Below are 24478 nucleotides of genomic sequence, written 5' to 3'. Positions count from 1 at the left end.
TAGGGATGCTTTCTTAGATTGTAATTTTAAGGGCTATGAGGGTAGTAGTCAAACTTGCGAAAATTGCGGACATAATTCAAGACAGTTCAGTTAAGCATTTCTTCCTTCTCTTCCTTTGCGCTCTTTGCGTCCTTTGCGGTTCGTTAAAAAAATGACTTTAATAAAGAGTTAAGCTGTAACTGAACTGTATTAAGACATAATTAGGGCAGACACTGGTAAATTCCAAAGCAAAACCCATTCTCCCCATCATGAGGGGAATGGTAAAAGAATTAGGAAACGGAACAGGAAAATTTAATCTCCGCAATTCTAACTTAATTTAAGATTTGCTTGACTTCTGACTCATTTTATCTAACAATTCAGTGATTTTTTTAGCTTTTTCAGGTTGTCGTTGTTTTTGCAATAAATCTTTAGCTTGTAGCAGGTTAGTTTTAGCTTCCTCTTCTCGCTCTTGCTGCATGAGAATATTTGCCAGACGCAAGTAACCGTCAGGATTTTTCGGACTGCGGCGAATCACTTCTTGGAATAATTCTGTTGCTTCTTCTACTTGGCCTTGTTGGTTTAAAACATCTCCCAAAAACAAGCGCACTACATCATTAGTAGAGTTAAGAGAAATCACTTTACGAAACGCTGCTTCTGCACCTTGGTAATCTTTTGCTTGAGAAAGATTGATTCCTTTTTGAAACAAATCTGAGGTAATCAAAGTTTTCCAAGCGAAATAGCCTAGAATTGATAGACTAAGAACAACTACAACAGCAGCAATAATAGAACTAGTGGAAAAGGTTTCTAGCATTGTCTAAGCCAAAAGACAGGCGATAGGAAAAATTAGATATTCGATAAAAAATAGTTTCCAGATAAATTGGTAGAATTGAGCGATCGCACTTTTATCTTGTAAGTCTACTGCTAAACTCTGCAACCACATCCAAACTAGCAGGGCTAAATGAGTAATTACCAGAAATATGGGGTTAACTGAGGCCACATGTAGCACACCAACTAAAATTATCCCCAAATAGCAGGCAGTTATCACCCAAAGAGCCAGATTAAACACAGCTTGCGAACCGAGTTTGATAGTGAAAGTAGAGATATTATAGAGGCGATCGCCTTCTATATCGGGTATATCTTTAAATATAGCGATCGCAAAGGTAAATACCAAGATAAATAACGTCAGTACCCACACCACAGGCGGAATTACTTGGCTTTGTTTCAGCACCCAACTATAGTGCAAATACAATCCTAAATTAACAATCGTACCGCGCACCGAAAAAATGCACAGTGCTGCCCAAAATGGAAACTGTTTCAAGCGAATTGGCGGTAAAGAATAAGCAGTACCAATTGCCAAACTAATTGCTACCATGCCAAATAAGAATGGCCCAGTTAGCCACGCCACAACTAGCGCCAAAATCCCAGTAAAAGCAACAATTAATTTCCCCGTCTGTTGGGAAAACTCACCTGATGCCAACGGTAAATGAGGCTTATTAATCTTGTCAATATCAACATCTTCTAATTGATTCAGCCCCACAATGTAGACATTGCCACACAGACAAGCAATCCATGCACCTAAGACAGGGAGTAGGTAATGGGGAGTAGGCTTGCCGTGACTTGTACTGAGCGTAGTCGAAGTAGCGTAGCCGAACGTGAATAGGGAATCAGTACTATTACTAATTGCAATAGCAATAAAATACAAACCCAACACACTCAAACTTGTACCAATAATCGTGTGAGGGCGAGAGAATTTCCAGAAAGCGTATAACCAATGGAAATATGATTGAACGGCTTTGCCACGCAAAGGGCTGTTTTGAGAACTCTGGCTCATGAGTACCTTAAATTCAGTATTCCGGCTTATTGTTAACCCTGACTTTTCACGGGATTTGGAAAACCTCACTTCTGCTCTCTCCTGCTCTTGAGAGGCTTTGAATTCTCCCCATTCCCTATTAAGGAAGGGGCTGGGGGTTAGGTTTAGCGTTTATTTTTCCACATGACCTAAATTGTCAGATTGTTAACCATTGTCACAGAATTTGGTCATTAACAAGAGCCAAAGCTTTGGACGTACTGGATTTCCTAGGGGAGGTAGCGGCGGCTTTGACCGTTGCCACAGTTCGCCGTAACCCTAATCAAAAGGCACTTTCACCTAACGGACAGAGAATCAATCTTCCTTATGTAAAGACGCTCTATCCAGAAAAAATCTGACAACCAACCATGAAAATACTTCTTGCTGATTCTCGACTCCTACTCCCCATAACGGTACAATCTATCAGAAAAGGAAATAAACAGTTAAATTATGACAGCTAATTTGACATCTAAAGCGACATTTGACTTTGTGAGCGTGCTATCCCAAGCTGCGGCTGCGTATCAAGGACAGAGAAACACACCCCTTAGTACTGAAATATTAGTAAATGCGTTGCTAGAAGCAGAAAAATCTGCCAAGCAGGAACGGTTAACTTATCCGTTTGAATCTCTTCTAGGTAAATGGCAACTTTGCTTTGCCACTGGCACTAACAAAGTCAGAGAGCGCGGCGGAATTGTATTAGGCAAGGGTTTGTATGTACCCAAGTTTATAAAAATTAATGTTTCCTTTAATACCACTTTGGAACAGGATTTAGACAAAGGCGAAATTGGTAATCAGGTTGAATTTGGCCCAGTTTTGTTAAAACTCACGGGGCCAGTGCAATATTTAGGTAAGAAAAATTTATTGGCGTTTGACTTTAACCAGATGCTTATCAGTTTGTTTGGTCGTATCGTTTACAACAGACCAATGCGTTCTGGTAAAGTTCAAACAGAAGATTTTTACAACCAGTCCATAGCTAAACTGCCCTTCTTTGGCTTCTTTTTAGTGACGCAAGATTTTATTGCAGCTCGTGGGCGTGGCGGAGGATTGGCATTTTGGATTCGAGAAACTTAAAGACAGTGGATTTAACTCTTGCGCCAACCATCAAACTGGACGACAACTAGACAATATATTGTGCATATTTACTACTTGTCCAATCACTGCGATCGCAGGCGCACCAAATCCAGTTTGCTCTACTTGAACTGTATTGAAATTGACCGATAGTCTCGATAGTCTTTAGGGAATGAAAAGCCGACTCACGCCCAAGTAGTTCTCAATGTACAGCATAATGTCAGCAAGACGGGCACTACATTGCTCTCGATACTCTCGTTCGATGAGTCGCTCAAGACTTCCAATTGTGACCACAGGCAGCGATGTAGGTGTACCCTCTTCACGAATTGTCTGCTCCAGTGAATCCTTGCCTTTTGCATTTCGATTTGCGGTTAACAGAAGCATTTGGTTAGCTTGCGCGAACTGCCAGATGACTCGATCATTGCTATCAACGGCTAATCCAGCCTCTTCTAACATTACAAAGCGAATCGACAAAAGATCGAGCCAACCCTCAGCAGCTAAGGTTCCTTGTAGAAGAACGACGTAGCCCTTCAGGTTATAGTCAACCAATACAATCATGCAGTGAGTCCAAGCTTTGCTTTCCAGGCTTGGAGTTTAGTAGAAATTTCTTCTTGTCCTGGTTTTGGCGGCATCTTTGCAATTTCTGCCAGCCGATCGCGATTTTTATCTTCCCAATATTCTCGCATCTCTTGGGCTTCCTGTAGAACGGTTTGATACTCTGCTTCCACTTCAGTACGATTAGTGTCAATGTAGGAGAGTGCGGCGTCAAGTTGTTCTTCCGTCAAAGGCAGCCAGTTGGGGATTAGTTTAGATGCCCATCCTGCTTTGAGATGATCCATAACATCGTAAATCGTGATGCGTGTTCCAGCGATCGTCAGCCCTCGTTCGGTGCGGATAATCCTTGATTTTTCATTTGATGTGGAAGTCATACCCAAATTTTCTAAACAAAAGACTTACAACTACTAACCGTAGTATATATTAACAGTAATTTTACGCTGAATAATGACAATTTCGCGACTATTTGCAGTCTACAGAAAAATCGTTGTTGTTGCCCTTTGTATCACGTTCTTCTCTAAAACCTAGACGCTGACCATTAACAGACATGTAGGTATCACTCTGCCAAGTTAAAGGATTACCAGCATCAATTGTTTCGGCATAGAAATAGAAGATGCGGTTATTAGACATAATAGGACTATCACCATCTTTCTTAGAGAGATTAGCTTTTTCGCCAGGAGCAAATTGCCACCAACCACGAGTCTCCCAATTATTATTTAAATTTCTGTATCCCAGAGCTACTTTAACCGGACGCGAGCAGTTATTACTGAAACGAAACTGATAGCTTTGCTGACTTGGGCGTTGTTGAGATGCTGATTGATCTCCATAACAAGATGGATCTTCGGGAGGCATAAATATACTCCGAGTTTGACCCGTGACAAGATCGATATCAATACCTGAAAAAGAACATTTTCCACCACTCCGATATGGGATTGCGATCGCAGTTTCAGTAGTGGCAACAAGGAAAGGTAGAACTACAAAAATCGGTAGAAATATTACGGCTGGTTTCATATCCCTCTTGCCTTTAGATACCTATGCTTATCGGACTAACGATAATATACAGGAATTTTCAGGATAAAATTTGGTGATATCTAGAATTTTTGGAATAATATTCCGAAGTTTCCATATATCATTTACCCTATGATGAAGCTGCTATGCTTCAAAAAATACGATAGTTTGTGAACTGCATCTACGGAATGTGCTTATGAATTTTAGTCTGATGTTGGACAACCTTCAAACCAACCATCAAACTGGACGATAATTAGACAAAATACTGTGCATATTTACTACTTGTCCAATGACTGCGATCGCAGGCGCACCAAATCCAGTTTGCTCTACCTGCTCTACAATTGTTTCTAAAGTACCAATCAATTCTTCTTGTTCTGGGCGCGTACCCCAGCGCACTAAAGCAATGGGCGTTTCTAAATTCAACCCAGCTGCACTTAACTGTTCCACAATATAAGGCAGATTGTGAATTCCCATATAAATTACAATGGTTTCGGAACCGTGAGCGATCGCATTCCAATCCACTTTCGGTCTATACTTACCTGCCGCCTCGTGGCCAGTAACAAATGTAACTGAAGAACTATATAGCCGATGAGTCAATGGAATACCTGCATAAGCTGCTGCTGCAATTCCCGATGTGATACCGGGCACAACTTCCGTTGATATTCCCGCGTTGACTAATTCTTCCATCTCTTCGCCACCGCGACCAAAAATAAAAGGATCGCCACCCTTTAAGCGCACCACAATTGCATGATTCTGCGCTTTCTCAATCAGCAATTGAGTTGTTTCTTCTTGGAACAAGGAATGTTTCCCCCTCCGCTTACCAGCATTAATTTGCTCGGCTTGGGGATTAATCATTGCCAGAATTGGCGGACTCACTAAGGCATCATAGATAACTACATCTGCACATTCCAATAAACCTTTTGCCTTCAGGGTAATTAGTCCTGGATCTCCTGGCCCCGCACCTACTAAATAAACCTTTCCCAAATACTTATTCTCCTGTTTTTCTGTGCGGTTCATCTATCTATCTGTTAAATCCCAAATTAGCTCGGCTAATTCTGCACTTGCTCCCAGTGGTTCTGCCAATTGGAAATTCACCGCAGAAAATTGTAATTTTAGCTCCTCTATTGAGGCCGCGATCGCATCGGTTATTCCACCAGCGAATAAAAAGTATGGCAAAATTGCAATTTCTTTATAACCAGCAGCTACCAACTCTTTCACCCGTGATTCTAAACTAGGAGGGACAGCCCAATAAGCAGTTACTGCTGGTAAACTCGCCGCCATTGCTTCCACAGTTTCTTTAGAACCTGGGCGACGGCTACCATGAGCTAAGAGAATCCATGCTTCTGTTTTTATAGCAGCTATTTGCTTTGCCAGCAATTTCTCTAAATTGGGGTGAGAGCCTAAGTATGGTTGCAACTCAATCATGATATCCTGACCAATAGCCTGTTGTGCTAGTGCTACTTCGGCGGGAATATCTGTCATTACATGCACTCCCGGCAGCAGAAATAGCGGTACAATTTTGAGGCGATTTTCATTTTGAGATAGTTTGCCATCGCCAAAAGCACTCTTGGCAAATTCTTGAATCTGCTCGTGTAAAGGCTGAGGACTCATTTCCAAAGCAGCTATGCCAACCTGATCTGCGCCATTTAATGCGTTGTGGCTTTCTGGCAATTTGTGACATACCAGCTTTGCTAGTTGCTGCATAGCAATTTCTGGGCGGCGATCGCGACTTCCGTGAGATACTAGCAGATAGGCAGATGACATCGGCAAAGCTTGAACTCTCAGTGACTAATTATCATATCTTACTTAATATTAAGCTGGTGGTAATAGGGACTCTCGTGATTATTGAAACTATTATCAATTACTAAATAGAAGTATTTTTAATTACTTTTATCGGGAACTCAAAAATTAAATTACTCAATTCCTACATCCAAGACAACTATCAGCTTCTGCTCCCTTATCTCCCTCATCTCCCTCATCTCCCCCTGCTCCCTCATCTCCCCCTGCTCCCTCATCTCCCCCTGCTCCCTCATCTCCCCCTGCTCCCCCTGCTCCCCCTGCTCCCCCTGCTCCTTGCCTTATTGTTTTTCGGCAGTGTAAGTATAAAATTGATCAAAAGCTCCCACGGTTTCAAATTTGTAAGAAGGTATCCAAGAGTTTATTTTTAAATCTGTACGGTAAATGCTAAAAATAATATAATTTTGTCTTTCTGTAGTCCTGGCAAGAATTTCTTGGATTTGCGGGTTAGCCGAGTCAACCAACTTATCACAATTAAAACGGATTAAATTTTCTATAAGATTGGTAGTTTTTTTGCACACATCGGTTTTTAAGTATTCTGTCAACCGTTGCACCGCATATTCTTCATACTCAACCTGACTGGGATTGGTCTTCGCCATTGCCACACCCAAGGCGGCTAGTCCTGCTGCTGCTCCAGTATATGCAATGATCGTTAAGGGTTTCATGTTTGCCAAGTAAAATTCATTATAATTGTTAGATTCCAGAGACTCTAAATCAACTCAGTCCGTTCCTTGAAGAAAAACTCTTGATCGCTTGCCAAATTATTGCTATAATCGAAATTGTTGAATGGCGAGCGTAGCCAAGTGGTTAAGGCAGTGGTTTGTGGTACCACCATTCGTGGGTTCGAGTCCCATCGTTCGCCCTACATAATTTAATAGTGATCCATAAGTTCCTATAGAAGATGGGTGGTGGTTTTGAAGATTCATAACCATTACTTTAGCAAGGATCTGCCATCTACGAGTTTATGCACTTGGAAGGGTCGCAAACCCACTATTAATCATTAGATTAGCTTATGATTAACTTTATGTATATAAATAAATCTACTTGCTAAATAAAAGTTAAGTGTGCAATGTCCACTTCTTTACAAAACGCTGCGCGTAGCCTGCTTCTTTGCAGAAGTAGGTTAGGACTCAATACAGTTCAGTTAACGCTAAAAACCTTAAACTATGTAGCGACTGTTTTAAAAGTCAAGCGACGCCGAATAGCCCGTCGTAGACATCGCTTTGTTTGTGGAGATTTATGAAAGCGATGCCGTTCGCAAAGCGTCTCCAAGAGTTGGCTGGCTATGACGCTCGATAGCGTAGCGTAAAGCCTTCGGCATGGCTTCGCTTAGAGCGACGCAGGAGCGTCTGACTCGCTACCGCAACGCTTACGGCGTCGCACCTGTGTACTTGATCGCGGTGCGACAAAGTTTGAAGTACTCCAACACGACTTTCAAGTACCTTAACATGACTTTGAAGTACCTCAAAACGACTTTGAAGTACCTTAACATGACTTTGAAGTACCTCAAAACGACTTTGAAGTACCTCAAAACGACTTTGAAGTACCTCAAAACGACTTTGAAGTACCTCAAAACGACTTTGAAGTACCTCAAAACGACTTTGAAGTACCTCAAAACGACTTTGAAGTACCTCAACACGACTTTGAAGTACCTCAAAACGACTTTGGAGTACCTCAACACGACTTTGGAGTACCTCAAAACGACTTTGAAGTACCTCAAAACGACTTTGAAGTACCTCAACACGACTTTGGAGTACCTCAACATGACTTTCAAGTACTTCAACACGACTTCGAGGAATTACGAGAAGTTCAGCTACGATCAAAGTCGCAAAATAGCTCATCTATATCTAGTGACATACTCCTACACTTCTGCTTCGCAGTAAGTGTAGGCTTCCAAGACAATCCGGCTATTGCTTAGGAGGCTCTTGGCTTTAAGAACGGAATGCCCTACCGCTCTATTTTTTATGTTAACTGCTGCATTATGATCACGATCAAGACTGCATTTACAATTAGGGCAGTCGTGCCATCTTTCATGCAATTTTTTAGGAACTTTCACCCCGCAACTGGAACAATCCTGTGACGTACCTGATGGATTCACTGCAATTACCAACAGCCCAGCATTTTCGGCTTTGGTTGTTAGAATTGACAGAAAGCTTGACCATCCGGCATCATGCACAGACAAAGCTTGCATGGAACGAGAAAGTCCTTTGACGTTTAAATCTTCGTGAACTACAACATCATATTTTTTCAGGAGATTATTGGCAGTTTTAAAGTGAAAATCTTTGCGTTTATCAGCTACTTTTTTATGTTGTTTGGCGACTTGCTTAATAGCTTTTTTACGACGGATACTTCCTTTCTTACGGCGTGAGATACGTTTTTGAATGACCCGTAATCGCTTCTGAGCCTTGCGATAGTGTTGAGGAATTGAAACAACATTACCATCGGAAGTCGTCAAAAAATCTTTTAAACCGAGGTCAATACCTGTAATTGAATCCGCATTGAAATCAGGCAAAATATTCGGAACTGTTGTATCTTCAAGGCTTAAAGTTAAATAATAACTATCAGCTTTTTTGGTAACAGATGCAGTCTTGATTTTAAAGCCATCTGGAATAGGACGATGCAAAATAACTTTAACTATGCCAAACATCGGTAAAGTTATTAAATTACCTTGCAAACACCCATCCTTCATCTGTGGATATGTAAATGTGCGATAACTCACGCGTGATTTAAACCTCGGTCGCCCACTTCGTTTTCCATTGCTATCACCTTTTAAAAAACGGTCAAACGTTACCTTAACTCGTTTAACTATATCCTGTAGCACCTGCGAGTAAATTTCACCGTACCAAGGATGAGTTTTTTTAAGCTGTGGTAGTGTTTTCTTTTGTGAGTAATAGTCTGGGTTATCCCGTAACTCTGGTATATGGCAGACAAGAGGACAGGCATTAATCGGTGAACGGTTGCGCTCGTACCAATCAAATCTATCACCCAACAAATAATTGTATTGTGAACACAACATCGACAACCATCTATCTATTTCTGATTTCTGTTGTTTTGTTGGGCGTAATTTGTATTGGTAAGCTGTCCTCATTTTCTGTTTCCTCCTTATGTCCCTATGCTAGCATCATGAGGAAGCGTTGAGGAAACAAAATGAAAGACAAATACATCAGAGTTAGAACATCAGAGAGAAGATTAAATAAGCTACGTTTATATGCAAACTTAACAGAAAAAACGATGACTCAAGTAATCGATGAGATGATTGACTCGTTGAAAATTCCAGAAACTGGCAATTCCGACGCTCGAAGACTCGCTAACGCTTCGCTATCATCGACCAACATCGCTCAATGAACTACGTTCATTATCTCCTGTTGGTCAATTCGTCATTGCCCAGAATTCATCCCACGCTCCCCTGAGTACAGGGTGAGACGTGGGGCTTCTTCTGTTGCTAGCTAAAAAAAATCAATATTAATACCCTGGAATAATTTAAAAAAGTATTGATTTACAAGCCTTGCAGAGCTTGAAAGCTAAATCTTGGCATTATCAGTGTGCAGATAATCAGATACACGTAAATAAATGATATAGTAAAAATTAGCTTAAGCAGTTGAGGGCGTGAGATGTTGTGCCCTCAGTATAATTATGCAGTTATTTACTAACCTCTATCAAAAGAAATAAAATTGTATTCCTTTGGTTAGAGCCAAAAATACTGAGTCATAGATACTTTAAGTAAAGAAGAACACGATTTAAGTGCCTGCTGAAAAGTTGATATTTGTAGGTACACAGATAAATACAATTTATCTGTGTTATTTCGTGTTTGTATCTGATCTAAAAAAGGTGGAGGCTTATTTGTCTCGCCTTGAAAGTAAACAATGCAAACATCGTCATCTAGTGGAGTTGCCATGTCTGAATTGCTTCAAGCAGTCTTAGATAGTGAAGAAAAAAGTGATTTGCGTTCCTTTCTTAGTGAATTACGCCAACAAGAAAAGAAGTATTTGCTGCGGAATGACATACTGAATGTATATAGTGAGTATTGCTCAAAGTCCCAGAAACCAGAGGAATTTTACACTTCCTCTGAGTTAGGTAAACTGATTTACTATACTCAAGAAATTATTCAGGAGGAATCAAACTTCTGTTTCATCATCCGTTCTAAGATTGCCAGCCAAGAAGTTTATTGGTTGACATCAGACTTGAGCATTGAGCCGATGACGGTACAGGATTTGCTGGATTTGCGCGATCGCTTGGTGAATAAATATCATCCCAACGAGGGCGACCTGTTAGAATTGGACTTCGGCCCGTTTTATGACTACACCCCAGTCATCCGCGACCCCAAAAATATTGGTAAGGGGGTACAATTTCTCAACCGCTATCTATCCAGCCAAATCTTTCAAGACTCCAAACAATTGCTGGACAGCTTATTGAATTTCCTGCGCCTGCACCACTACAACGGTGTGCAACTGCTGCTTAACGATCGCATTCAATCACAGCAGCAACTTTCCGAGCAAGTTAAGAAAGCTATTGGTTTTGTTAATAATCGCCCCGATGATGAACCCTACGAACAATTCCGATTCCAATTGCAGTCAATGGGTTTTGAACCAGGTTGGGGTAACACCGCAGGGCGAGTGCGGGAAACTTTAAATATTCTCGATGAATTGATTGATTCTGCCGATCCCCAGACGCTAGAAGCCTTGATTTCACGGGTTCCGATGATTTTTAAAATCGTCTTGGTGTCAGCTCACGGTTGGTTTGGGCAAGAGGGAGTGTTGGGGCGTCCCGATACTGGCGGTCAGGTAGTTTACGTCCTTGACCAGGCAAAGAGCCTAGAGAAGCAGCTACAAGAAGATGTCCTGCTTGCGGGTTTAGAGAAATTGAATGTCGAGCCAAAGGTGATTATTCTCACCCGCTTGATTCCTAACAGTGATGGCACCCTTTGTAATCAACGGCTAGAAAAAGTCCACGGTACCGAAAATGCCTGGATTTTGCGAGTGCCTTTACGGGAATTTAATCCTAACATGACTCAAAACTGGATTTCCCGGTTTGAGTTTTGGCCTTATCTAGAAACTTTCGCCATTGATTCAGAAAGAGAACTAAGGGCAGAATTTCACGGCACACCTGACTTAATAGTTGGAAACTATACTGATGGGAACTTAGTGGCATTCTTGCTGGCGCGACGGCTGAAAGTTACCCAATGCAATGTTGCCCATGCTTTGGAAAAATCTAAATACTTATTCAGTAACCTCTACTGGCAAGAATTAGAGGAGAAATATCATTTTTCATTGCAATTCACTGCTGACTTGATTGCAATGAATGCTGCCAATTTTGTTGTCAGCAGCACCTATCAAGAAATTGTCGGAACACCGGATAGTGTGGGACAGTACGAGTCTTATAAGTGCTTCACCATGCCGGAGTTGTACCATGTGACCAATGGCATTGAATTATTTAGTCCCAAATTTAATGTTGTACCGCCTGGAGTAAACGAAAATAATTACTTCCCCTATACCCGGACTAAAGACCGAGTAGAGAGCGATCGCCAACGCCTTGCAGAAACACTCTTTACTCTAGAAGACCCCACGCAAATCTTTGGCAAACTCGACGATCCTAACAAGCGCCCTCTCTTCTCAATGGCGCGTCTTGACCACATCAAAAACCTCACAGGTTTAGCTGAATGTTATGGTCAAAGTAAAGAATTACAAGAGCATTGCAATTTAATTTTGGTGGCGGGTAAATTGCGCGTCGAAGAATCAGGCGATAACGAAGAACGTGACGAAATTATCAAACTCTACCAAATCATTGAGGAGTACAATCTCCACGGAAAGATTCGTTGGCTGGGTGTGCGCCTGACTAAAACCGATTCTGGTGAAATTTACCGAGTGATTGCCGATCATCAGGGAATTTTTGTACAACCAGCTTTATTTGAAGCTTTTGGTTTGACAATTTTAGAGTCGATGGTTTCAGGATTACCGACTTTTGCCACACAGTTTGGTGGGCCGCTGGAGATTATTCAAGATAAGGTTAATGGCTTTTTGATTAACCCAACAAATTTAGATGAGACAGCCACAAAACTTGTGGACTTTATCACTAAATGCGAACAAAATCCTAACTATTGGAATGAAATTTCGCAGCGAGGAATTGACCGAGTTTACAGCACCTATACTTGGAAAATTCATACTAGCAAGCTGTTATCATTAGCACGGATTTATGGCTTTTGGAACTTTACCTCGAAAGAGAATCGGGAAGATTTGTTGCGTTATCTTGAGGCTTTGTTCTATTTAATTTACAAGCCAAGAGCGCAACAACTATTAGAGCAGCATAAGTACCGATAATAAGTTAGGAGTGAAATTAAGTTAAAAGTGAGGAGTGAGGAGTTAGGAATTATAAAAATAACAAATTTTCCTAACTCCTAATACCAATTCATTGTGAAGATGCACAAAATCAACCTTGGTAAGACTTGGTATTTTCTCCTTGTTCGGGAGCAAGCTCACAGGTAATCGGTATAACTCCTAATTCCTAACTCTTAACTCCCAACTAAATTGTCAACGCCCGCCAGGTTTGTTGACCAACTACTCCATCCGTTGCTAAATTCTGCTGATTTTGAAAGGCTTTAACAGCACTCTCTGTCAGTGCGCCATAAATCCCATCCACTCTAACGGCATAACCGTTAGCCACTAACAGCCGTTGTAAGGCTCTGACAGCAACACCAGAGCTACCGAAAGAAAGAGTCGGCATAGGTTGGCTACTAAACTTTTGCAACTGTCCTGTAGCCTTTACACGGACTTGATCTCCAGACTGAGAATACTTATTAGACTCACCTAACTTAGAAGAAGCTAGTCCCGGATTCTTTTTGCTGATTTTCTTAAGTATATGTTTTTTCTCTGGTGCGCTCGCCCAGGAAGAACCCTGATAAATCCCATCTGTCTGCATGAATTCAGGTGGTGTAACTTGAGCAGTTATCTCTAACTGACTCTGTTTTGACTGGTTTACGTCATTCTCCATCTGAACTAATTGCTGCTGTGGCAAATTGGCCCCAGATGCTTGTCTTATTATTAACACGTCCGTCATCATCAGGCCAATTTCAGTCATCGTAATTTATTTTACTTCTTTGTCGTATTCTTGGAAAACGCATAATTTGACCTGAATAAAATAAAAGCGTACAACGTTGTTGCACAGTCTTAAATTTTAACTATAATTTAGATTACTGCATGACAAAATTACACAGTAGGACTGAACATCCTGTCTGTGCAATTCTCTTATCTAACCTGTGTTAAATTTCATATCATTTTTAAATATTCAGAAAGAAGCACCTTAATAAAAAGCGCGACACCTAATAGTACGCTCAGTTGTGGATATTGAAAAAGTTTTTACCTTTTCTCATCTCGCCACAAAGCAATACCGCCTAACAAACCAGCGATATTGGGGATGAGTTTTACATTTAACGGTAGCTGTAAATTCACTCTCACAGCTTCACCGCCGCCAATGTAAAGGTAATCATAATTGAACAGATGTTGCAAGGATGCGATCGCTTTTTCTAAACGCCTGTTCCATCTTTTCTCACCAATTTTTTCTAACTCTGCACGCCCCAACTGCTGCTCAAAAGTCTCTCCTTTGCGAAATGGATGATGCCCCATTTCCATATTTGGCACCAGCTTACCATCTACAAATAAAGCCGAACCAAACCCCGTACCCAAAGTAATCACCAGTTCGACACCTTTACCTGCGATCGCACCAAACCCCTGCATATCTGCATCATTAATTACCCGTACAGGCTTGTTTAAGTGTTTTAATAATGCTGTTTCCAAATCAAATCCAATCCAATCTGGGTGTAAATTTACCGCAGTTTCCGTGACTCCAGACCTTACCACACCGGGAAAACCGACCGAAACGCGATGAAATTCACCTTGAGCGGCTGCTAACACAACAATTGCATTAATTACAACCTCCGGTGTAGCAGGTTGGGGCGTATCTAAACGCGCCCTTTCCGTTACAGGATTCCCCGTAATATCCAAAACCATAGCCTTAACGCCACTACCGCCAATATCAACCGATAAGGTACGAATCGATCCGTTTTCGTCAACCATTGAGTTACATCCTTCTTACTGCTTAGTTAGTGCTTGTTACTTCGTTATTATCCTCTGCTGAATCTTATAATATCTGGATGTTTGGAGAGTCTTCACATTGGTGGGAAGCGGGGAGGCAGGGGAGAGTAACTCTTGACTAATGACTAATGACTAATGACTAATGACTAATGACTAATAGATTTGCTAATGTAGGAATAATGGAAATAGTACTGGCGTAGCTGCTTAAAATCTATCGGGTAGCAAATTTCTATTAAAAGTAATATAAGAGAAAGAATTATGACGACATTTGAACCCAAGAGCCTCCGCTCTTATAGCCAAGATGATGTCCAACAAATTCTGCAATTAGCGATCGCTCGTCAAGCTGACGACAAAGATACAGAATTTTCTTATGAGCAGATATTAGAAATTGCTGCTGAGTTAGAAATTTCACCTGAGTCTTTAAAGTTAGCAGAACGCGATTGGCTAGTACAACAGGGGCAAGTTCAACAGCGAAAGGCTTTTGACGCTTACCGCATCAGAAGATTTCAGAAGCGCCTAGGGAATTATGCAATTTTTAATGGCTTTTTTATACTGCTAAATTTAATCACTGGTGGCGGAATTTCTTGGTCGCTGTACATTTTGCTATTCTGCGGATTGCCTGTAGGACTGGATGTCTGGAATACCTTTCAAATGAAAGGCGAAGAGTATGAAATGGCATTCCAGAAGTGGAATCGTAAGCATGAGATTAAGAAAACCATCAGCACAGTTTTGAATAAGTGGTTTAAGGCATTACAGGCTTAGTAGATTTGCTTGGCTTTAGCAGAAACAAAAAGAAGCCCCACATCTGACCGTCGATAGCAGTGTGGGATGAATTTTTGGGTGATGACGAATTGACCCACAACCAAATCAATCCGCAGGATTGACAGGGCAGGGGGTCGATGAGGAATCGCCATCTTTAAGATTAAGAGAGTCGATAAAGTCCTCAATTATATGAGTCATGGTTTTATCGTTTTGAGCCGAGTATAGACGTAATTTGTTTAATCTGCGCTCAGATATTCTCAAATTTAATGCTTTGTTTTTCATTAATGCCTACACAATGTCTTTGCATTCATGTTATACTATCTGGAGGTCAAGAAAAAGATAGAAATGAAAATTTCATACCAGTACAAAATCAAACCAACTAAAAAGCAAGTAGAAAAAATTGATAAAACGCTAGAAATGTTGCGTTGTCAATACAATTTTTTATTGGCTCAAAGGTTTGACTGGCATGAGATGAATCGTTGTCTTATTGATAGATGCCCATTAATTTGTCATATACCAGAGCTAAAAGAACAACCTAACTATTACAATCAAAAAGCATCTCTAACTAAGCTTAAAGTAGATAGACCTTGGTACAAAGAGATTCACTCTCAAGTACTACAAGAAATCCCTAAAAAAGTTGAATTAACTTTTGACAGATGGTTGAAGGGTGACGTTAATGGTAAGAAATCTGGTAGACCTAGATTTAAGGGTAAAGGGCAATACAAAACATTTACATACTCCCAATTTAAGAGACATCATTTTGCTGCTAGCAAAATTACGTTATCAAAAATAGGTGATGTTAAGGTGATTCTTCATCGCCCAATACCTGATGGATCTGATATTAAAACCGTATCTGTCACTAAAAAAGCAGATGGTTATTATGTGACTCTCAGCCTTGACGACAAAACAGTTCCAGCTATTAAACCTGATTTTGACGCTAACAATATTGTAGGAATTGATGTTGGGCTGATAGATTTTTATGTTGCCTCTGACAATACCAGAATTGCTGCACCAAAACATTTACGCAAGGCTGAACGTAAATTAAAGTCAGCACAGCGAAGGGTATCAAGACGCAAAAAAGGTTCTAACCGACGTAGAAAAGCAATTAAACAATTGGGTGTCAAGCACAAAAAAGTTGCGGATACTCGTAAAGATTTTCACTTTAAAACAGCTAAATCACTACTTGATAAGTATGATGTCGTAGCTGTGGAAAAATTGAATATCAAAGGACTCGCTAAAACACGACTGGCTAAAAGTATAAATGATGCTGCTTGGGGGCAATTTATATCAATACTAACAGTCAAAGCCGAAAATGCTGGGCTAAAAGTAGTTGCAATAAATCCAAGCGGTACTAGCCAAGAATGCTCTAGATGTGGGGAAAAGGTCAAAAAACTGCTATCTCAAAGAATACACAACTGCCCTAATTGTCAGATCAATTTGTGCAGGGATCTAAATGCCTCTCTTAATATAAAGGCGCGTGGGACACACGCCCTTAAAGCTCAATCAATGTCCTCATAGAGGAGTCGTTGAGAAGCCCACACTCACCGTCGATAGGAGTGTGTGGAGTATGTCACCGTACCCCCACCCAGAAGCTAGCTTCGTGCAGCATCTCGTAAATAAGCTCGTCGTAAACATTGCTCATTCAAAAAAAAACCCCGCAGGAGAATTCGGGGTAATATTTACCGCAATATTTGTTGTGTAATACCACTAAAAATAAATTTTAATAACCCAGCAATTATCAGGGTTAATATTGATGTTATCTGATTGGCTGAAGTATTATTTCTATCTTTCTACGGATATGACACTCTATCAAAAGTCTGAAAGATGATTTTCTCTAAACAGAATTCAGGAGCAAAGCCGGAGACGTTTCCTGTCTTCTCCGGTTAGAATTCCGTTGGGCAATCAGCCAGTATAAAATAATTGAAGGACAGATTTTTGGTATATACTATAAATGCGCTTTGAGTGGGACGACAACAAAGCTGAGTCTAATTTTCTTAAGCATGGTATTACATTTGAGGAAGCCGTAACAGTTTTTGCCGATGCCTATCTCCTGTTTAGGGAAGACTCCAAGCATTCCGAGCAAGAAGAAAGAGAATGGGCAATTGGAGAAATGGAAAATCGCTAAATGATCGTGGTTGTCTTTACAATGCGTGGCGAACAGATCAGGATAATAAGTGCGAGAAAAGCAACAAAAATAGAGCGCCAAAGATATGAAGAAGGAATCTGAGTTCCCTTTCGAGAGGGCGAGGCGAGTCACACCAGAAGAAAGTGAGAAATTCAAAGAAGCAATTTCTGAACAGTTTGGCATGAAGTTGATAAAGCGGGGTAGACCACCAAAACATGAAGATGAGAAGTATGAATTAATTTCTCTCAGACTTCACCCGAAAATCCTAGCTTGGGCGAAAGAAGAAGCCCAAAAAAGAGGCATTGGCTATCAAACAGTTATTAATGAGGTACTACTACAGCGAATTAGCTGATATGCGATCGCCGTCGTAGTTAACAGCGATCGCTCGCCGAAATATATAATATTAGTCTTGGAATTCTATTCCGAAGCGGGATAGAAACGAAGCGGGGATTGTCATATATAGGTAATCACAAGCCCTACTAGCTTTGGGGAGCAAGATTCAAAGCCTCTGAAAACCTACACTATCCTATTTATTTAAGTTTTTCGTGAGCAGCCAAAATAATTTTTTCGGTTTCTTCCCAGCCGATACATTTATCAGTTACAGAAATCCCATATTTTAATTCTTCTTTACCAGTAATTGGTTGACTACCTTCATTCAAATGCGATTCCAGCATCATGCCAACTATTGATGTATTACCATCTACTATTTGCTGAATAATATTTTCTAAGACAGCACCTTGTAATTTGTAATCTTTATTGGTATTGCCGTGGCTACAGTCGATAACAATCCTCGGTGGTAAATCTGCCTGTTTTAATTTCTCTTCTACCAGTTTGACATTTGCTGCATCAAAGTTGGGTTGACTACCACCCCTTAAAATTACGTGACCGTAGCCATTACCTTTAGTTTGAAAGACGCTAACCTGTCCGTTTTGATTAATTCCGATAAAATTATGCGGGTTTCTAGCTGATTGTAGGGCATTCAAAGCTACTTGAATATTGCCGTCAGTACCGTTTTTAAAACCCACAGGCATCGAAAGTCCGCTTGCCATTTCGCGGTGAGTTTGTGATTCGGTCGTGCGTGCCCCAATGGCAGACCACGTAATTAATTCACTAATGTATTGGGGTATAATTGGATCTAATGCTTCTGTACCAGCAGGTAATCCCAATTCTGTAATTTTTAATAATAGATCCCGTGCAATTAATAACCCATTCTCTACATGGAAAGAATCATCCATATGTGGATCGTTAATTAACCCTTTCCAGCCTACGGTTGTTCTTGGTTTTTCAAAGTACACTCGCATAATTAGTAGTAGCTTATCCTGGACTTGCTCGGCCAATCTTTTCAACCTTTGGGAATATTCGAGTGCTGCTTTTGGGTCGTGGATTGAGCATGGGCCAACTACTATAAATTTTCTGCGATCCTGAAAATCTAGGATCTGTTCTATTTCCTGCCTATATGCTAAAACTCTTTGCTCGGCTAATTGTGTTAAAGGTAATTTTGATTTAACTTCATTGGGAGTTAATAAAATGCGATCGTTCTCAATGTTAGCGTTGTCGATATTAGTACTAAATAATTTATTGTGCATGGGGATGCTCTGGCAATTTTATATACGCACTTCAACTCAAAAGTGTAACACAAACCCATGAAATTTTAAAATTGCTTATTTTTTAATTGACAAATTTCTAATTAGATTGTAGATGAATAAGGGAATAGCTAAAAAAGGGGAAATATTTTCCCCTTTTTTATTTGCTATTGGACTACTTACTCAGTAGTAGTGTATATGATTACTGCCATACAAACACTTTGGCTTCGTATGGCCCCAAGTCAGTTATGATACCATCATCACCAGCTTCGACATCATAATTGCCTGTCCACTCATGCCATGTACCAGGGCTAGGAAAGTTAGGAACATGATAGCCAGCTAAGAAGTTTTCTGAGAAATTTGCAATTACCACTACACGAGAACCTTCATCATTCCAACGAGTATAAGCTAATACTTTTGCCTCGGCATTTTCGTGGATAAAATCAATATTTTCTGTGTAGAGGGCATGATTGCTTTTACGCAGGTTGGTTAAGCCTTTGTATGAATCAAATAAACTACGATTTAGATCGTTACCTAACAGCGTCCAATCGATTTTGGATGATTCAGGTTGTTTAGGTTTGTACTCACCAAATTCCTCTCCCATCCAAATCAAAGGTACGCCAATAGCAGTCATCAGGATGGCTACTCCTAATTTAACCCGCCTAAAGGCTTCTTCGTTAAAAATCTCACGGTTTCCCAATTCAACCATGACATGGTTATGGTCATGGTTAGTGAGGTAATTTACTACATTGGTAGCACCCAAGAAGCCTTGGCGCTTGCAGTCAATGACATCTTTTAGACGCTCTAAATCAAATGTATCGCCGCATATATGTTCTAGAATGCAGTGATAGAAACTATCATGCCAGCAACCATCCATTGGGCCGTCTACATTGGTAATGCTGCTAGTTTCAGGAATGTGCTCGGCAACGTTGTAAAAAGGCTTCATGCTAGCAGTGTTTTTGGCTTCCTGAACAATCCAGTGCATGAAATCGTAGTTAGCAATTTGCCGTGCTGCATCATAGCGAATACCATCAAGATGATATTCTGATATCCAGAAACGGATTGTATCACCAATAAATTTCCGCGCTGGATAAATATCTAAATTCTCGTCATAATGTTCATAATTAAACTCAGGCCCCCAGTTATTATCAGGGTCACGAGGTTCATGATGATACCAATAATCGTGGTCAATTTGTGTTAAAGGACTGGATGCTTCTGAATGGTTATAAATACCGTCAATAATTACACGAATACCTTTGCCATGACACTCATCAATCAATTTTTTCAACTCAGCAGTAGAACCATAACTAGATTCTGTTGCAAAGAAGTGGCGGGGGTTATAACCCCAACTATAATCACCAGGATATTCTTTAAGTGGCATCAACTCAATAGCGTTGATTCCTAGTTCGCATAGATAATCTAACTTTTCAATGACGTGTTTGTACTTGCCTCGTGCATAAGGATCATCCTCACCACCAGAAAAATCACCGACATGCAATTCATAAATTACCAATTCGTGGTCAGCAGGTAAAGGTTTATCATCATGTTGCCAAAGGTATGTATCGGTAATCCTTTCGCCATCTTTGACCCGGATAACACCATCATCTTTTCCACTCAGTTCATCTATATCAGTTGCATAGGGATCTGTAACATCAACCCATTGTTCTGGTTCAAAAAACCATGAATTTGACTGGACGCGAAATTTATAATTATAAACGCCGTCCTCTAGTTCAACACTTGTCCGAAAATAACCATCATCACCTTTTTCCATTGGAATTTCTTGCCAATCAGAAAAAGAACCAATTAATGCGGCTCCCTTGTTGTAAGGTGCAAATAAATTAAATTCAATTGGCTTTGCCATAGAAGTGTTTGTAATATCAAGGGTTGGTAGAAGTATTCTCTGATACTCAATTGAATTTATAAATCGCTCTAAAGAAATATTTATATAACTAGCGCTTCTATCTTGAGGATGAATTTATAAATATTTTATAAAAATAACTACTTTTGGGCTATTTTCTGACTGTTTTTAGAAGTTATTTTTTAACTAATATCCAGATTATATTCAGTACACTTACTGCCTATAATACTAAATTTTAAAGGGTTTTATTAAGTTATTAATGAGCAGATATTAAGTAAAACTAAAATATAGGACTCATATTTGATTTTTGAAAATATACGTAGGGTGTATAGCTGCGAGAGTACCACACTATTCTTAAGGGTTTGGTGCGTTAGCGTTTCGCGTAACGCACCCTACAAATACCTAATTTTGTTCAAAAATCAAATCGGATTCCTATAGTTCTTGCTAAATATCTGCTGTATAAGATTACTCAATTTTGTCGTTGGTTTGTTGCAGATAACTTAACAACCAATTTGCCGCAGTCGCTCTACGAGTTTGCCGAGGCCCAAATTCACCAATTTTGTAACCTTTAAAACCCAGTGTTTCTTTGAGCATTTGTTTATTTTCAGCAGGGATGGAACGAGTCAATTTTACTGTTGCGGGTCGAGATTCAATAAAATTTGGTGGTTGGGGGTAATCATCTTGCCATTCTGGTGCAACTTGGCTAGTGTCCCATTGTGCAGTTGAGGAATCATAGCGATAGCCTAAATAATGCCATAGCAACTGGTTGACTGTGACATCATCAAGTTTTTCGTCAAGAATTGCCCAAATTGTTTCTGTATTGAGTGGTGGCAGGTTAGACATAAGCAATTCAAAATTCCAAGTTGAAAAACTGACTACTGATTAATTAAATTCACTACAGTTAGTAGGTATTGAAAAATACTTTATCACTACTCTGCGACACTCCCAAAGATAGGGATAATTTTATTTTTATCTACACCTGCTGGAAGATTTATCCGCTACAAGCATTAGACAAACTACTAAAGTGACCCTGAATAAGGAGATTCGCTAACTCAGGAGGAAAATTATGGAAATAGGGGATATGTTCAGAAATATAATCGGTGGCAAGCAGAAAAAACGTGATGAAGAATGGGATAATCGCGATCGCCAGTACAAACATCGTGGCGATGATGACGATGATCGCCAGTACAAACATCGCGGGGATGATGACGATGATCGCCAGTACAAACATCGAGGGGATGATGATGATGACGATGATCGCCAGTACAAACATCGCGGCGATGATGATGACGACGATGACCGGGAGTACAGACATCGCGGCGATGATGACGATGATGATGACCGGAAGTACAAACATCGTGGCGATGATGACGATGATGATGACCGGAAGTACAGACATCGCGGCGATGATGACGATGACGAAGACCGGGATTAATTTCGCTAGTTGGAGTTAAAAATAGGTTGTGTATACACAAACTAGGTAGACTGGAATCGTAAAGATTAGACCAGTCTATGCAGAATTCCACAGCACTGCCAAAGATCATCCGCGCCCATGTATTCATTTCTGGCCGAGTCCAAGGAGTTGGCTATCGCTATTCCACTGTGGATACAGCTAGCCAGTTGGGATTAACCGGTTGGGTGCGGAATCTCCCCGATAATCGAGTAGAGGCAGTCTTTGAAGGGGCGCGAGATGTTGTAGATGACATGGTTCGTTGGTGTCACTCTGGGCCACCTGCTGCTGTAGTTAAAGATGTTGCGGTTGAGTATGAAGAACCGGAAGGGTTGCGGGGATTTGAAGTTAAGCGGGTTGACTAATTCGTAATTCGTAATTCGTAATTCGTAATTCGTAATTCTATGCCCTGTATGCTCGTGGGGTTTTTCCTGTCCATTGCTTGAAGGCGCGGTGGAATGCACTCGGTTCAGAAAAGCCTAGGAAAAAAGCCACATCATGTATTGGGGCATCTGTTTTTTTAAGGTGTCGTAACGCTAATTCTTTGCGTGTCGCATCCAAGAGTTGTTGGTATGAAGTACCCTCTGTTTCACGCCACAAGGCTCTCAAGGGCGCTCCAGTAATCTGCTGATCGGGCATTTCTATAAGTGCTAATTCAATTCCCGCAGCAGTACAGAGGTTCTTAGCATCAATGCCATAGGTTGCTGCATATTGAACAATGTCTCGAACGATAGATACGGAGAAAGTTGCCTCTTTCTTGAGAACCCTGTGACAGGCGATCGCATGACGATTCTTTGCTCAACTCATGATACCAATGGGGAATATGTAAAATTCTATTTTGAGTTGCCACCAGGATCGCAAGGTAGCCCTCTGCATACCACGATACTAAGACAGAAATCTTTGAAGTCTTGAGTGGTTCACTGGAGATGGAAGTAAGTCACAAAGGAAATATCAAAGTATTGCGTGCAGGAGAAGTTTTACAGGTTCCGGCTGGCGTGTGCATCATAGTTCCAATATTGGCACAAGTAGTGATGCTAGCGATGTCTACGATGGTCACTGAGCGGCTGGTGAGCGGAGTCGAACCATGCCGTACCACTTCGGGGATCTTGCTACGCGCAGCGTCTCGTAGAGAAGTGCGGGCTACGCCTACGCATTTTTGCCCTGGATTGCCCGTGCATTGGAACGGCTAATCCCTGATGAAAAAAACCAAAATCGGCAAACGTAAAGAGTGTAGGCGGGGTGCTGACAGAAGTAATGGTGATTTTGAGTTATTCTCACCGACCTAGTTAACTCTACTTGACTTATCAATGTTTCGTGACCTATGTCAGCATTTTTTGTTTTAAAAACCAGTTAAAAAGCGCATTTTCAAGCTTCTAGCGATTTTTTGGGAATTTATATCTGATTATTTACTCAGATGATCTCCATTTGCGGTGTACTCTCAGTATACGCTAACTATCACACTCGACCTTTGAGATAAATTACACCCAGAGGTGAATACCATGAAAAATTATGCTGCTCAACAGGAATTTATATTAAGTCAAATCACAAATAAATATTATCAGCGCCGAGATTTCAGTGGATGTGACTTGCGTGGAATCGACCTGAAAGGAATTGATTTAAGTGGTGTTAACTTCATAGGAGCGGATTTGCGTGATGCAAATTTGTGTGGCTGTATCCTCACTCGTGCTAATTTAAGTGGCGCAAATCTGATGCAAGCTAACTTACGTGAAGCTAATTTGTATGAAGCATCTTTGTGCGAAGCTAATTTGATTAATGCTGATTTAACACGAGCAAATTTGTGCGGAACTTTCTTATGGCGGGCAAAATTCACAGGTAGTAATCTTTGGGGTGCTTCTTTATGTGATGTGGATTTGAGAGAAGCAGACTTAAGTGAAGCCAAATTAATTGAAGCATCACTGATTGAAGCTAATTTAGTTAGAGCTAATCTCACAGCAGCAAAGCTATGTGGAGCAAAATTACTAGAAGCTGATTTGACTGAGGCTAACTTAACTGGTGCAGACCTGACATGGGCAAATTTAACCAAGGCAAACTTGAATAAGGCAAACCTTTGGGAGACAAACCTGATTTATGCCAAGCTTCGGGATACTATCATGCCTGATGGCACAATTGAGCAACCTCAGATAGTGATTTATTAGTCATTTGTTAGGAGTTAGGAGTTTGGAGTTAGGAGTTAGGAGTTTGGAGTTTGGAGTTTGGAGTTAGGAGTTAGGAGTTAGGAGTTTGGAGTTTGGAGTTTGGAGTTTGGAGTTTGGAGTTTGGAGTTTGGAGTTTGGAGTTTGGAGTTTGGAGTTTGGAGTTTGGAGTTTGGAGTTTGGAGTTTGGAGTTTGGAGTTTGGAGTTTG

Annotated in this window: 27 protein-coding genes, 1 tRNA gene and 2 pseudogenes; 14 read left to right on the top strand and 16 right to left on the bottom strand. The window is 40.6% G+C overall.

Translation table 11 applies throughout. The annotated features are described in order from the left end of the window. Positions 1-316 precede the first annotated feature (316 nt). Together LC586_RS14585 and LC586_RS14580 are read right to left on the bottom strand one after the other, a co-directional pair. Entirely contained in the window at positions 317-790 is a 474-nt protein-coding gene (locus LC586_RS14585) for a tetratricopeptide repeat protein (RefSeq protein ID WP_229485505.1), read from the bottom strand. Between the two features lie 3 nt (positions 791-793). After that, positions 794-1810: a homogentisate phytyltransferase gene (locus tag LC586_RS14580; protein ID WP_229485504.1), complete on the bottom strand. Its 1017-nt coding sequence runs from the start codon at positions 1808-1810 to the stop codon at positions 794-796. 227 nt (positions 1811-2037) lie between these two features. Here LC586_RS14580 and LC586_RS14575 point away from each other — a divergent pair, with 227 nt between their 5' ends. Both LC586_RS14575 and LC586_RS14570 read left to right on the top strand, forming a co-directional pair. Beyond that, positions 2038-2184 carry a hypothetical protein gene (locus LC586_RS14575; protein ID WP_229485503.1) on the top strand — a complete coding sequence of 49 codons (147 nt, stop codon included), beginning with the start codon at positions 2038-2040 and terminating at the stop codon, positions 2182-2184. Positions 2185-2275: 91 nt separating this feature from the next. Beyond that, positions 2276-2896, top strand: coding sequence for a hypothetical protein (locus LC586_RS14570; RefSeq protein WP_229485502.1), 621 nt, complete (start codon positions 2276-2278; stop codon positions 2894-2896). A 30-nt stretch (positions 2897-2926) separates the two neighbouring features. Here the strand turns inward: LC586_RS14570 and LC586_RS14565 are convergent. The 7 genes and pseudogenes from LC586_RS14565 to LC586_RS14535 all read right to left on the bottom strand — a co-directional run. Further along, a pseudogene (locus LC586_RS14565) lies at positions 2927-3022 on the bottom strand (uroporphyrinogen-III C-methyltransferase); the annotation flags it as partial. A gap of 36 nt (positions 3023-3058) precedes the next feature. Further along, the gene (locus LC586_RS14560) at positions 3059-3451 is read right to left on the bottom strand and encodes an ACP S-malonyltransferase (protein ID WP_229485501.1); all 393 of its coding nucleotides are present in this window, start codon (positions 3449-3451) and stop codon (positions 3059-3061) included. Then, positions 3448-3822 (bottom strand): DUF433 domain-containing protein, encoded by a 375-nt coding sequence (locus tag LC586_RS14555; protein ID WP_229485500.1) that lies wholly within the window; start codon positions 3820-3822, stop codon positions 3448-3450. The genes LC586_RS14560 and LC586_RS14555 overlap by 4 nt, the downstream gene beginning before the upstream one ends. Before the next feature lie 88 nt (positions 3823-3910). Next, positions 3911-4459, bottom strand: a complete 549-nt coding sequence (locus tag LC586_RS14550) for a DUF1036 domain-containing protein (protein WP_229485499.1) — start codon at positions 4457-4459, stop codon at positions 3911-3913. A 234-nt stretch (positions 4460-4693) separates the two neighbouring features. Next, positions 4694-5473: a uroporphyrinogen-III C-methyltransferase gene (cobA, locus tag LC586_RS14545; RefSeq protein ID WP_229485498.1), complete on the bottom strand. Its 780-nt coding sequence runs from the start codon at positions 5471-5473 to the stop codon at positions 4694-4696. Next, a complete protein-coding gene (locus tag LC586_RS14540) occupies positions 5474-6220 on the bottom strand; it encodes a sirohydrochlorin chelatase (protein ID WP_229485497.1) in 747 nt (248 codons plus the stop codon). A 314-nt stretch (positions 6221-6534) separates the two neighbouring features. Then, positions 6535-6918 (bottom strand): DUF4359 domain-containing protein, encoded by a 384-nt coding sequence (locus tag LC586_RS14535; RefSeq protein WP_229485496.1) that lies wholly within the window; start codon positions 6916-6918, stop codon positions 6535-6537. 124 nt (positions 6919-7042) lie between these two features. Here LC586_RS14535 and LC586_RS14530 point away from each other — a divergent pair. Both LC586_RS14530 and LC586_RS14525 read left to right on the top strand, forming a co-directional pair. Next, positions 7043-7115: transfer RNA gene (locus tag LC586_RS14530), tRNA-His, on the top strand. 457 nt (positions 7116-7572) lie between these two features. Beyond that, positions 7573-8136: a hypothetical protein gene (locus LC586_RS14525; protein ID WP_229485495.1), complete on the top strand. Its 564-nt coding sequence runs from the start codon at positions 7573-7575 to the stop codon at positions 8134-8136. Here LC586_RS14525 and LC586_RS14520 read toward each other — a convergent pair. Then, positions 8115-9341, bottom strand: a complete 1227-nt coding sequence (locus tag LC586_RS14520; RefSeq protein WP_229485494.1) for an RNA-guided endonuclease InsQ/TnpB family protein — start codon at positions 9339-9341, stop codon at positions 8115-8117. The two genes, LC586_RS14525 and LC586_RS14520, sit on opposite strands and share 22 nt — an antisense overlap. Before the next feature lie 59 nt (positions 9342-9400). Here LC586_RS14520 and LC586_RS14515 point away from each other — a divergent pair, with 59 nt between their 5' ends. Then, a complete protein-coding gene (locus LC586_RS14515) occupies positions 9401-9598 on the top strand; it encodes a hypothetical protein (RefSeq protein WP_229485493.1) in 198 nt (65 codons plus the stop codon). A 548-nt stretch (positions 9599-10146) separates the two neighbouring features. Beyond that, positions 10147-12567, top strand: coding sequence for a sucrose synthase (locus LC586_RS14510; protein ID WP_229485581.1), 2421 nt, complete (start codon positions 10147-10149; stop codon positions 12565-12567). Positions 12568-12769: 202 nt separating this feature from the next. Here LC586_RS14510 and LC586_RS14505 read toward each other — a convergent pair whose 3' ends face one another. Further along, entirely contained in the window at positions 12770-13324 is a 555-nt protein-coding gene (locus LC586_RS14505) for a peptidoglycan-binding domain-containing protein (protein WP_229485492.1), read from the bottom strand. Positions 13325-13602: 278 nt separating this feature from the next. Next, positions 13603-14319, bottom strand: a complete 717-nt coding sequence (locus LC586_RS14500; RefSeq protein ID WP_229485491.1) for an ROK family protein — start codon at positions 14317-14319, stop codon at positions 13603-13605. A 276-nt stretch (positions 14320-14595) separates the two neighbouring features. On the opposite strand from LC586_RS14500, the gene LC586_RS14495 reads away from it, so the two are divergent. The 4 genes and pseudogenes from LC586_RS14495 (at position 14596) to LC586_RS14480 (ending at position 17576) form a co-directional block, all read left to right on the top strand. Further along, on the top strand, positions 14596-15099 hold the full coding sequence (locus LC586_RS14495; protein ID WP_229485490.1) for a 2TM domain-containing protein: 504 nt from the start codon (positions 14596-14598) through the stop codon (positions 15097-15099). 345 nt (positions 15100-15444) lie between these two features. After that, positions 15445-16617, top strand: a complete 1173-nt coding sequence (locus LC586_RS14490) for an RNA-guided endonuclease InsQ/TnpB family protein (RefSeq protein WP_229485489.1) — start codon at positions 15445-15447, stop codon at positions 16615-16617. Between the two features lie 433 nt (positions 16618-17050). Then, a pseudogene (locus LC586_RS41885) lies at positions 17051-17326 on the top strand (BrnT family toxin). Further along, positions 17310-17576: a BrnA antitoxin family protein gene (locus tag LC586_RS14480; RefSeq protein WP_229485487.1), complete on the top strand. Its 267-nt coding sequence runs from the start codon at positions 17310-17312 to the stop codon at positions 17574-17576. Before LC586_RS41885 ends, LC586_RS14480 begins: the two are co-directional and overlap by 17 nt. Positions 17577-17754: 178 nt before the next feature. Here LC586_RS14480 and LC586_RS14475 read toward each other — a convergent pair whose 3' ends face one another. The 3 genes from LC586_RS14475 to LC586_RS14465 all read right to left on the bottom strand — a co-directional run bounded on the left by LC586_RS14475 (position 17755) and on the right by LC586_RS14465 (position 21508). Next, a complete protein-coding gene (locus tag LC586_RS14475) occupies positions 17755-18810 on the bottom strand; it encodes a 3-deoxy-7-phosphoheptulonate synthase (RefSeq protein WP_229485486.1) in 1056 nt (351 codons plus the stop codon). Positions 18811-19009: 199 nt separating this feature from the next. Beyond that, on the bottom strand, positions 19010-20668 hold the full coding sequence (locus tag LC586_RS14470) for an alpha-amylase family glycosyl hydrolase (protein WP_229485485.1): 1659 nt from the start codon (positions 20666-20668) through the stop codon (positions 19010-19012). Between the two features lie 462 nt (positions 20669-21130). Further along, the gene (locus LC586_RS14465; protein WP_229485484.1) at positions 21131-21508 is read right to left on the bottom strand and encodes a DUF1823 family protein; all 378 of its coding nucleotides are present in this window, start codon (positions 21506-21508) and stop codon (positions 21131-21133) included. 238 nt (positions 21509-21746) lie between these two features. Between LC586_RS14465 and LC586_RS14460 the strand changes: the two genes are divergently transcribed. Next, the gene (locus LC586_RS14460) at positions 21747-22100 is read left to right on the top strand and encodes a hypothetical protein (protein ID WP_229485483.1); all 354 of its coding nucleotides are present in this window, start codon (positions 21747-21749) and stop codon (positions 22098-22100) included. 77 nt (positions 22101-22177) lie between these two features. Continuing rightward, positions 22178-22480 (top strand): acylphosphatase, encoded by a 303-nt coding sequence (locus LC586_RS14455; protein WP_229485482.1) that lies wholly within the window; start codon positions 22178-22180, stop codon positions 22478-22480. A gap of 37 nt (positions 22481-22517) precedes the next feature. On the opposite strand, the gene LC586_RS14450 is transcribed toward LC586_RS14455, so the two are convergent. Beyond that, positions 22518-22754 carry a helix-turn-helix transcriptional regulator gene (locus tag LC586_RS14450; RefSeq protein ID WP_229485481.1) on the bottom strand — a complete coding sequence of 79 codons (237 nt, stop codon included), beginning with the start codon at positions 22752-22754 and terminating at the stop codon, positions 22518-22520. Between the two features lie 269 nt (positions 22755-23023). Here LC586_RS14450 and LC586_RS14445 point away from each other — a divergent pair, with 269 nt between their 5' ends. Both LC586_RS14445 and LC586_RS14440 read left to right on the top strand, forming a co-directional pair. Then, a complete protein-coding gene (locus LC586_RS14445) occupies positions 23024-23305 on the top strand; it encodes a hypothetical protein (protein WP_229485480.1) in 282 nt (93 codons plus the stop codon). A gap of 309 nt (positions 23306-23614) precedes the next feature. Continuing rightward, positions 23615-24271, top strand: a complete 657-nt coding sequence (locus LC586_RS14440) for a pentapeptide repeat-containing protein (RefSeq protein ID WP_229485479.1) — start codon at positions 23615-23617, stop codon at positions 24269-24271. The last annotated feature ends 207 nt before the right edge of the window (positions 24272-24478 follow it).

Origin of the sequence: Nostoc favosum CHAB5714 (genome assembly GCF_020829495.1) — a bacterium.
Taxonomy (GTDB): Bacteria; Cyanobacteriota; Cyanobacteriia; order Cyanobacteriales; family Nostocaceae; genus Nostoc; species Nostoc favosum.
This window is presented reverse-complemented; position numbering and strand designations above follow the sequence as displayed.

Coding starts and splice junctions, on each gene's coding strand:
- LC586_RS14585 (WP_229485505.1), bottom strand. CDS start 790: ATGCTAGAAACCTTTTCCACTAGTTCTATTATTGCTGCTGTTGTAGTT.
- LC586_RS14580 (WP_229485504.1), bottom strand. CDS start 1,810: ATGAGCCAGAGTTCTCAAAACAGCCCTTTGCGTGGCAAAGCCGTTCAA.
- LC586_RS14570 (WP_229485502.1), top strand. CDS start 2,276: ATGACAGCTAATTTGACATCTAAAGCGACATTTGACTTTGTGAGCGTG.
- LC586_RS14560 (WP_229485501.1), bottom strand. CDS start 3,451: ATGATTGTATTGGTTGACTATAACCTGAAGGGCTACGTCGTTCTTCTA.
- LC586_RS14555 (WP_229485500.1), bottom strand. CDS start 3,822: ATGACTTCCACATCAAATGAAAAATCAAGGATTATCCGCACCGAACGA.
- LC586_RS14550 (WP_229485499.1), bottom strand. CDS start 4,459: ATGAAACCAGCCGTAATATTTCTACCGATTTTTGTAGTTCTACCTTTC.
- cobA (WP_229485498.1), bottom strand. CDS start 5,473: ATGAACCGCACAGAAAAACAGGAGAATAAGTATTTGGGAAAGGTTTAT.
- LC586_RS14540 (WP_229485497.1), bottom strand. CDS start 6,220: ATGTCATCTGCCTATCTGCTAGTATCTCACGGAAGTCGCGATCGCCGC.
- LC586_RS14535 (WP_229485496.1), bottom strand. CDS start 6,918: ATGAAACCCTTAACGATCATTGCATATACTGGAGCAGCAGCAGGACTA.
- LC586_RS14525 (WP_229485495.1), top strand. CDS start 7,573: ATGGCTTCGCTTAGAGCGACGCAGGAGCGTCTGACTCGCTACCGCAAC.
- LC586_RS14520 (WP_229485494.1), bottom strand. CDS start 9,341: ATGAGGACAGCTTACCAATACAAATTACGCCCAACAAAACAACAGAAA.
- LC586_RS14515 (WP_229485493.1), top strand. CDS start 9,401: ATGAAAGACAAATACATCAGAGTTAGAACATCAGAGAGAAGATTAAAT.
- LC586_RS14510 (WP_229485581.1), top strand. CDS start 10,147: ATGTCTGAATTGCTTCAAGCAGTCTTAGATAGTGAAGAAAAAAGTGAT.
- LC586_RS14505 (WP_229485492.1), bottom strand. CDS start 13,324: ATGACTGAAATTGGCCTGATGATGACGGACGTGTTAATAATAAGACAA.
- LC586_RS14500 (WP_229485491.1), bottom strand. CDS start 14,319: ATGGTTGACGAAAACGGATCGATTCGTACCTTATCGGTTGATATTGGC.
- LC586_RS14495 (WP_229485490.1), top strand. CDS start 14,596: ATGACGACATTTGAACCCAAGAGCCTCCGCTCTTATAGCCAAGATGAT.
- LC586_RS14490 (WP_229485489.1), top strand. CDS start 15,445: ATGAAAATTTCATACCAGTACAAAATCAAACCAACTAAAAAGCAAGTA.
- LC586_RS14480 (WP_229485487.1), top strand. CDS start 17,310: ATGAAGAAGGAATCTGAGTTCCCTTTCGAGAGGGCGAGGCGAGTCACA.
- LC586_RS14475 (WP_229485486.1), bottom strand. CDS start 18,810: ATGCACAATAAATTATTTAGTACTAATATCGACAACGCTAACATTGAG.
- LC586_RS14470 (WP_229485485.1), bottom strand. CDS start 20,668: ATGGCAAAGCCAATTGAATTTAATTTATTTGCACCTTACAACAAGGGA.
- LC586_RS14465 (WP_229485484.1), bottom strand. CDS start 21,508: ATGTCTAACCTGCCACCACTCAATACAGAAACAATTTGGGCAATTCTT.
- LC586_RS14460 (WP_229485483.1), top strand. CDS start 21,747: ATGTTCAGAAATATAATCGGTGGCAAGCAGAAAAAACGTGATGAAGAA.
- LC586_RS14455 (WP_229485482.1), top strand. CDS start 22,178: ATGCAGAATTCCACAGCACTGCCAAAGATCATCCGCGCCCATGTATTC.
- LC586_RS14450 (WP_229485481.1), bottom strand. CDS start 22,754: ATGCCCGATCAGCAGATTACTGGAGCGCCCTTGAGAGCCTTGTGGCGT.
- LC586_RS14440 (WP_229485479.1), top strand. CDS start 23,615: ATGAAAAATTATGCTGCTCAACAGGAATTTATATTAAGTCAAATCACA.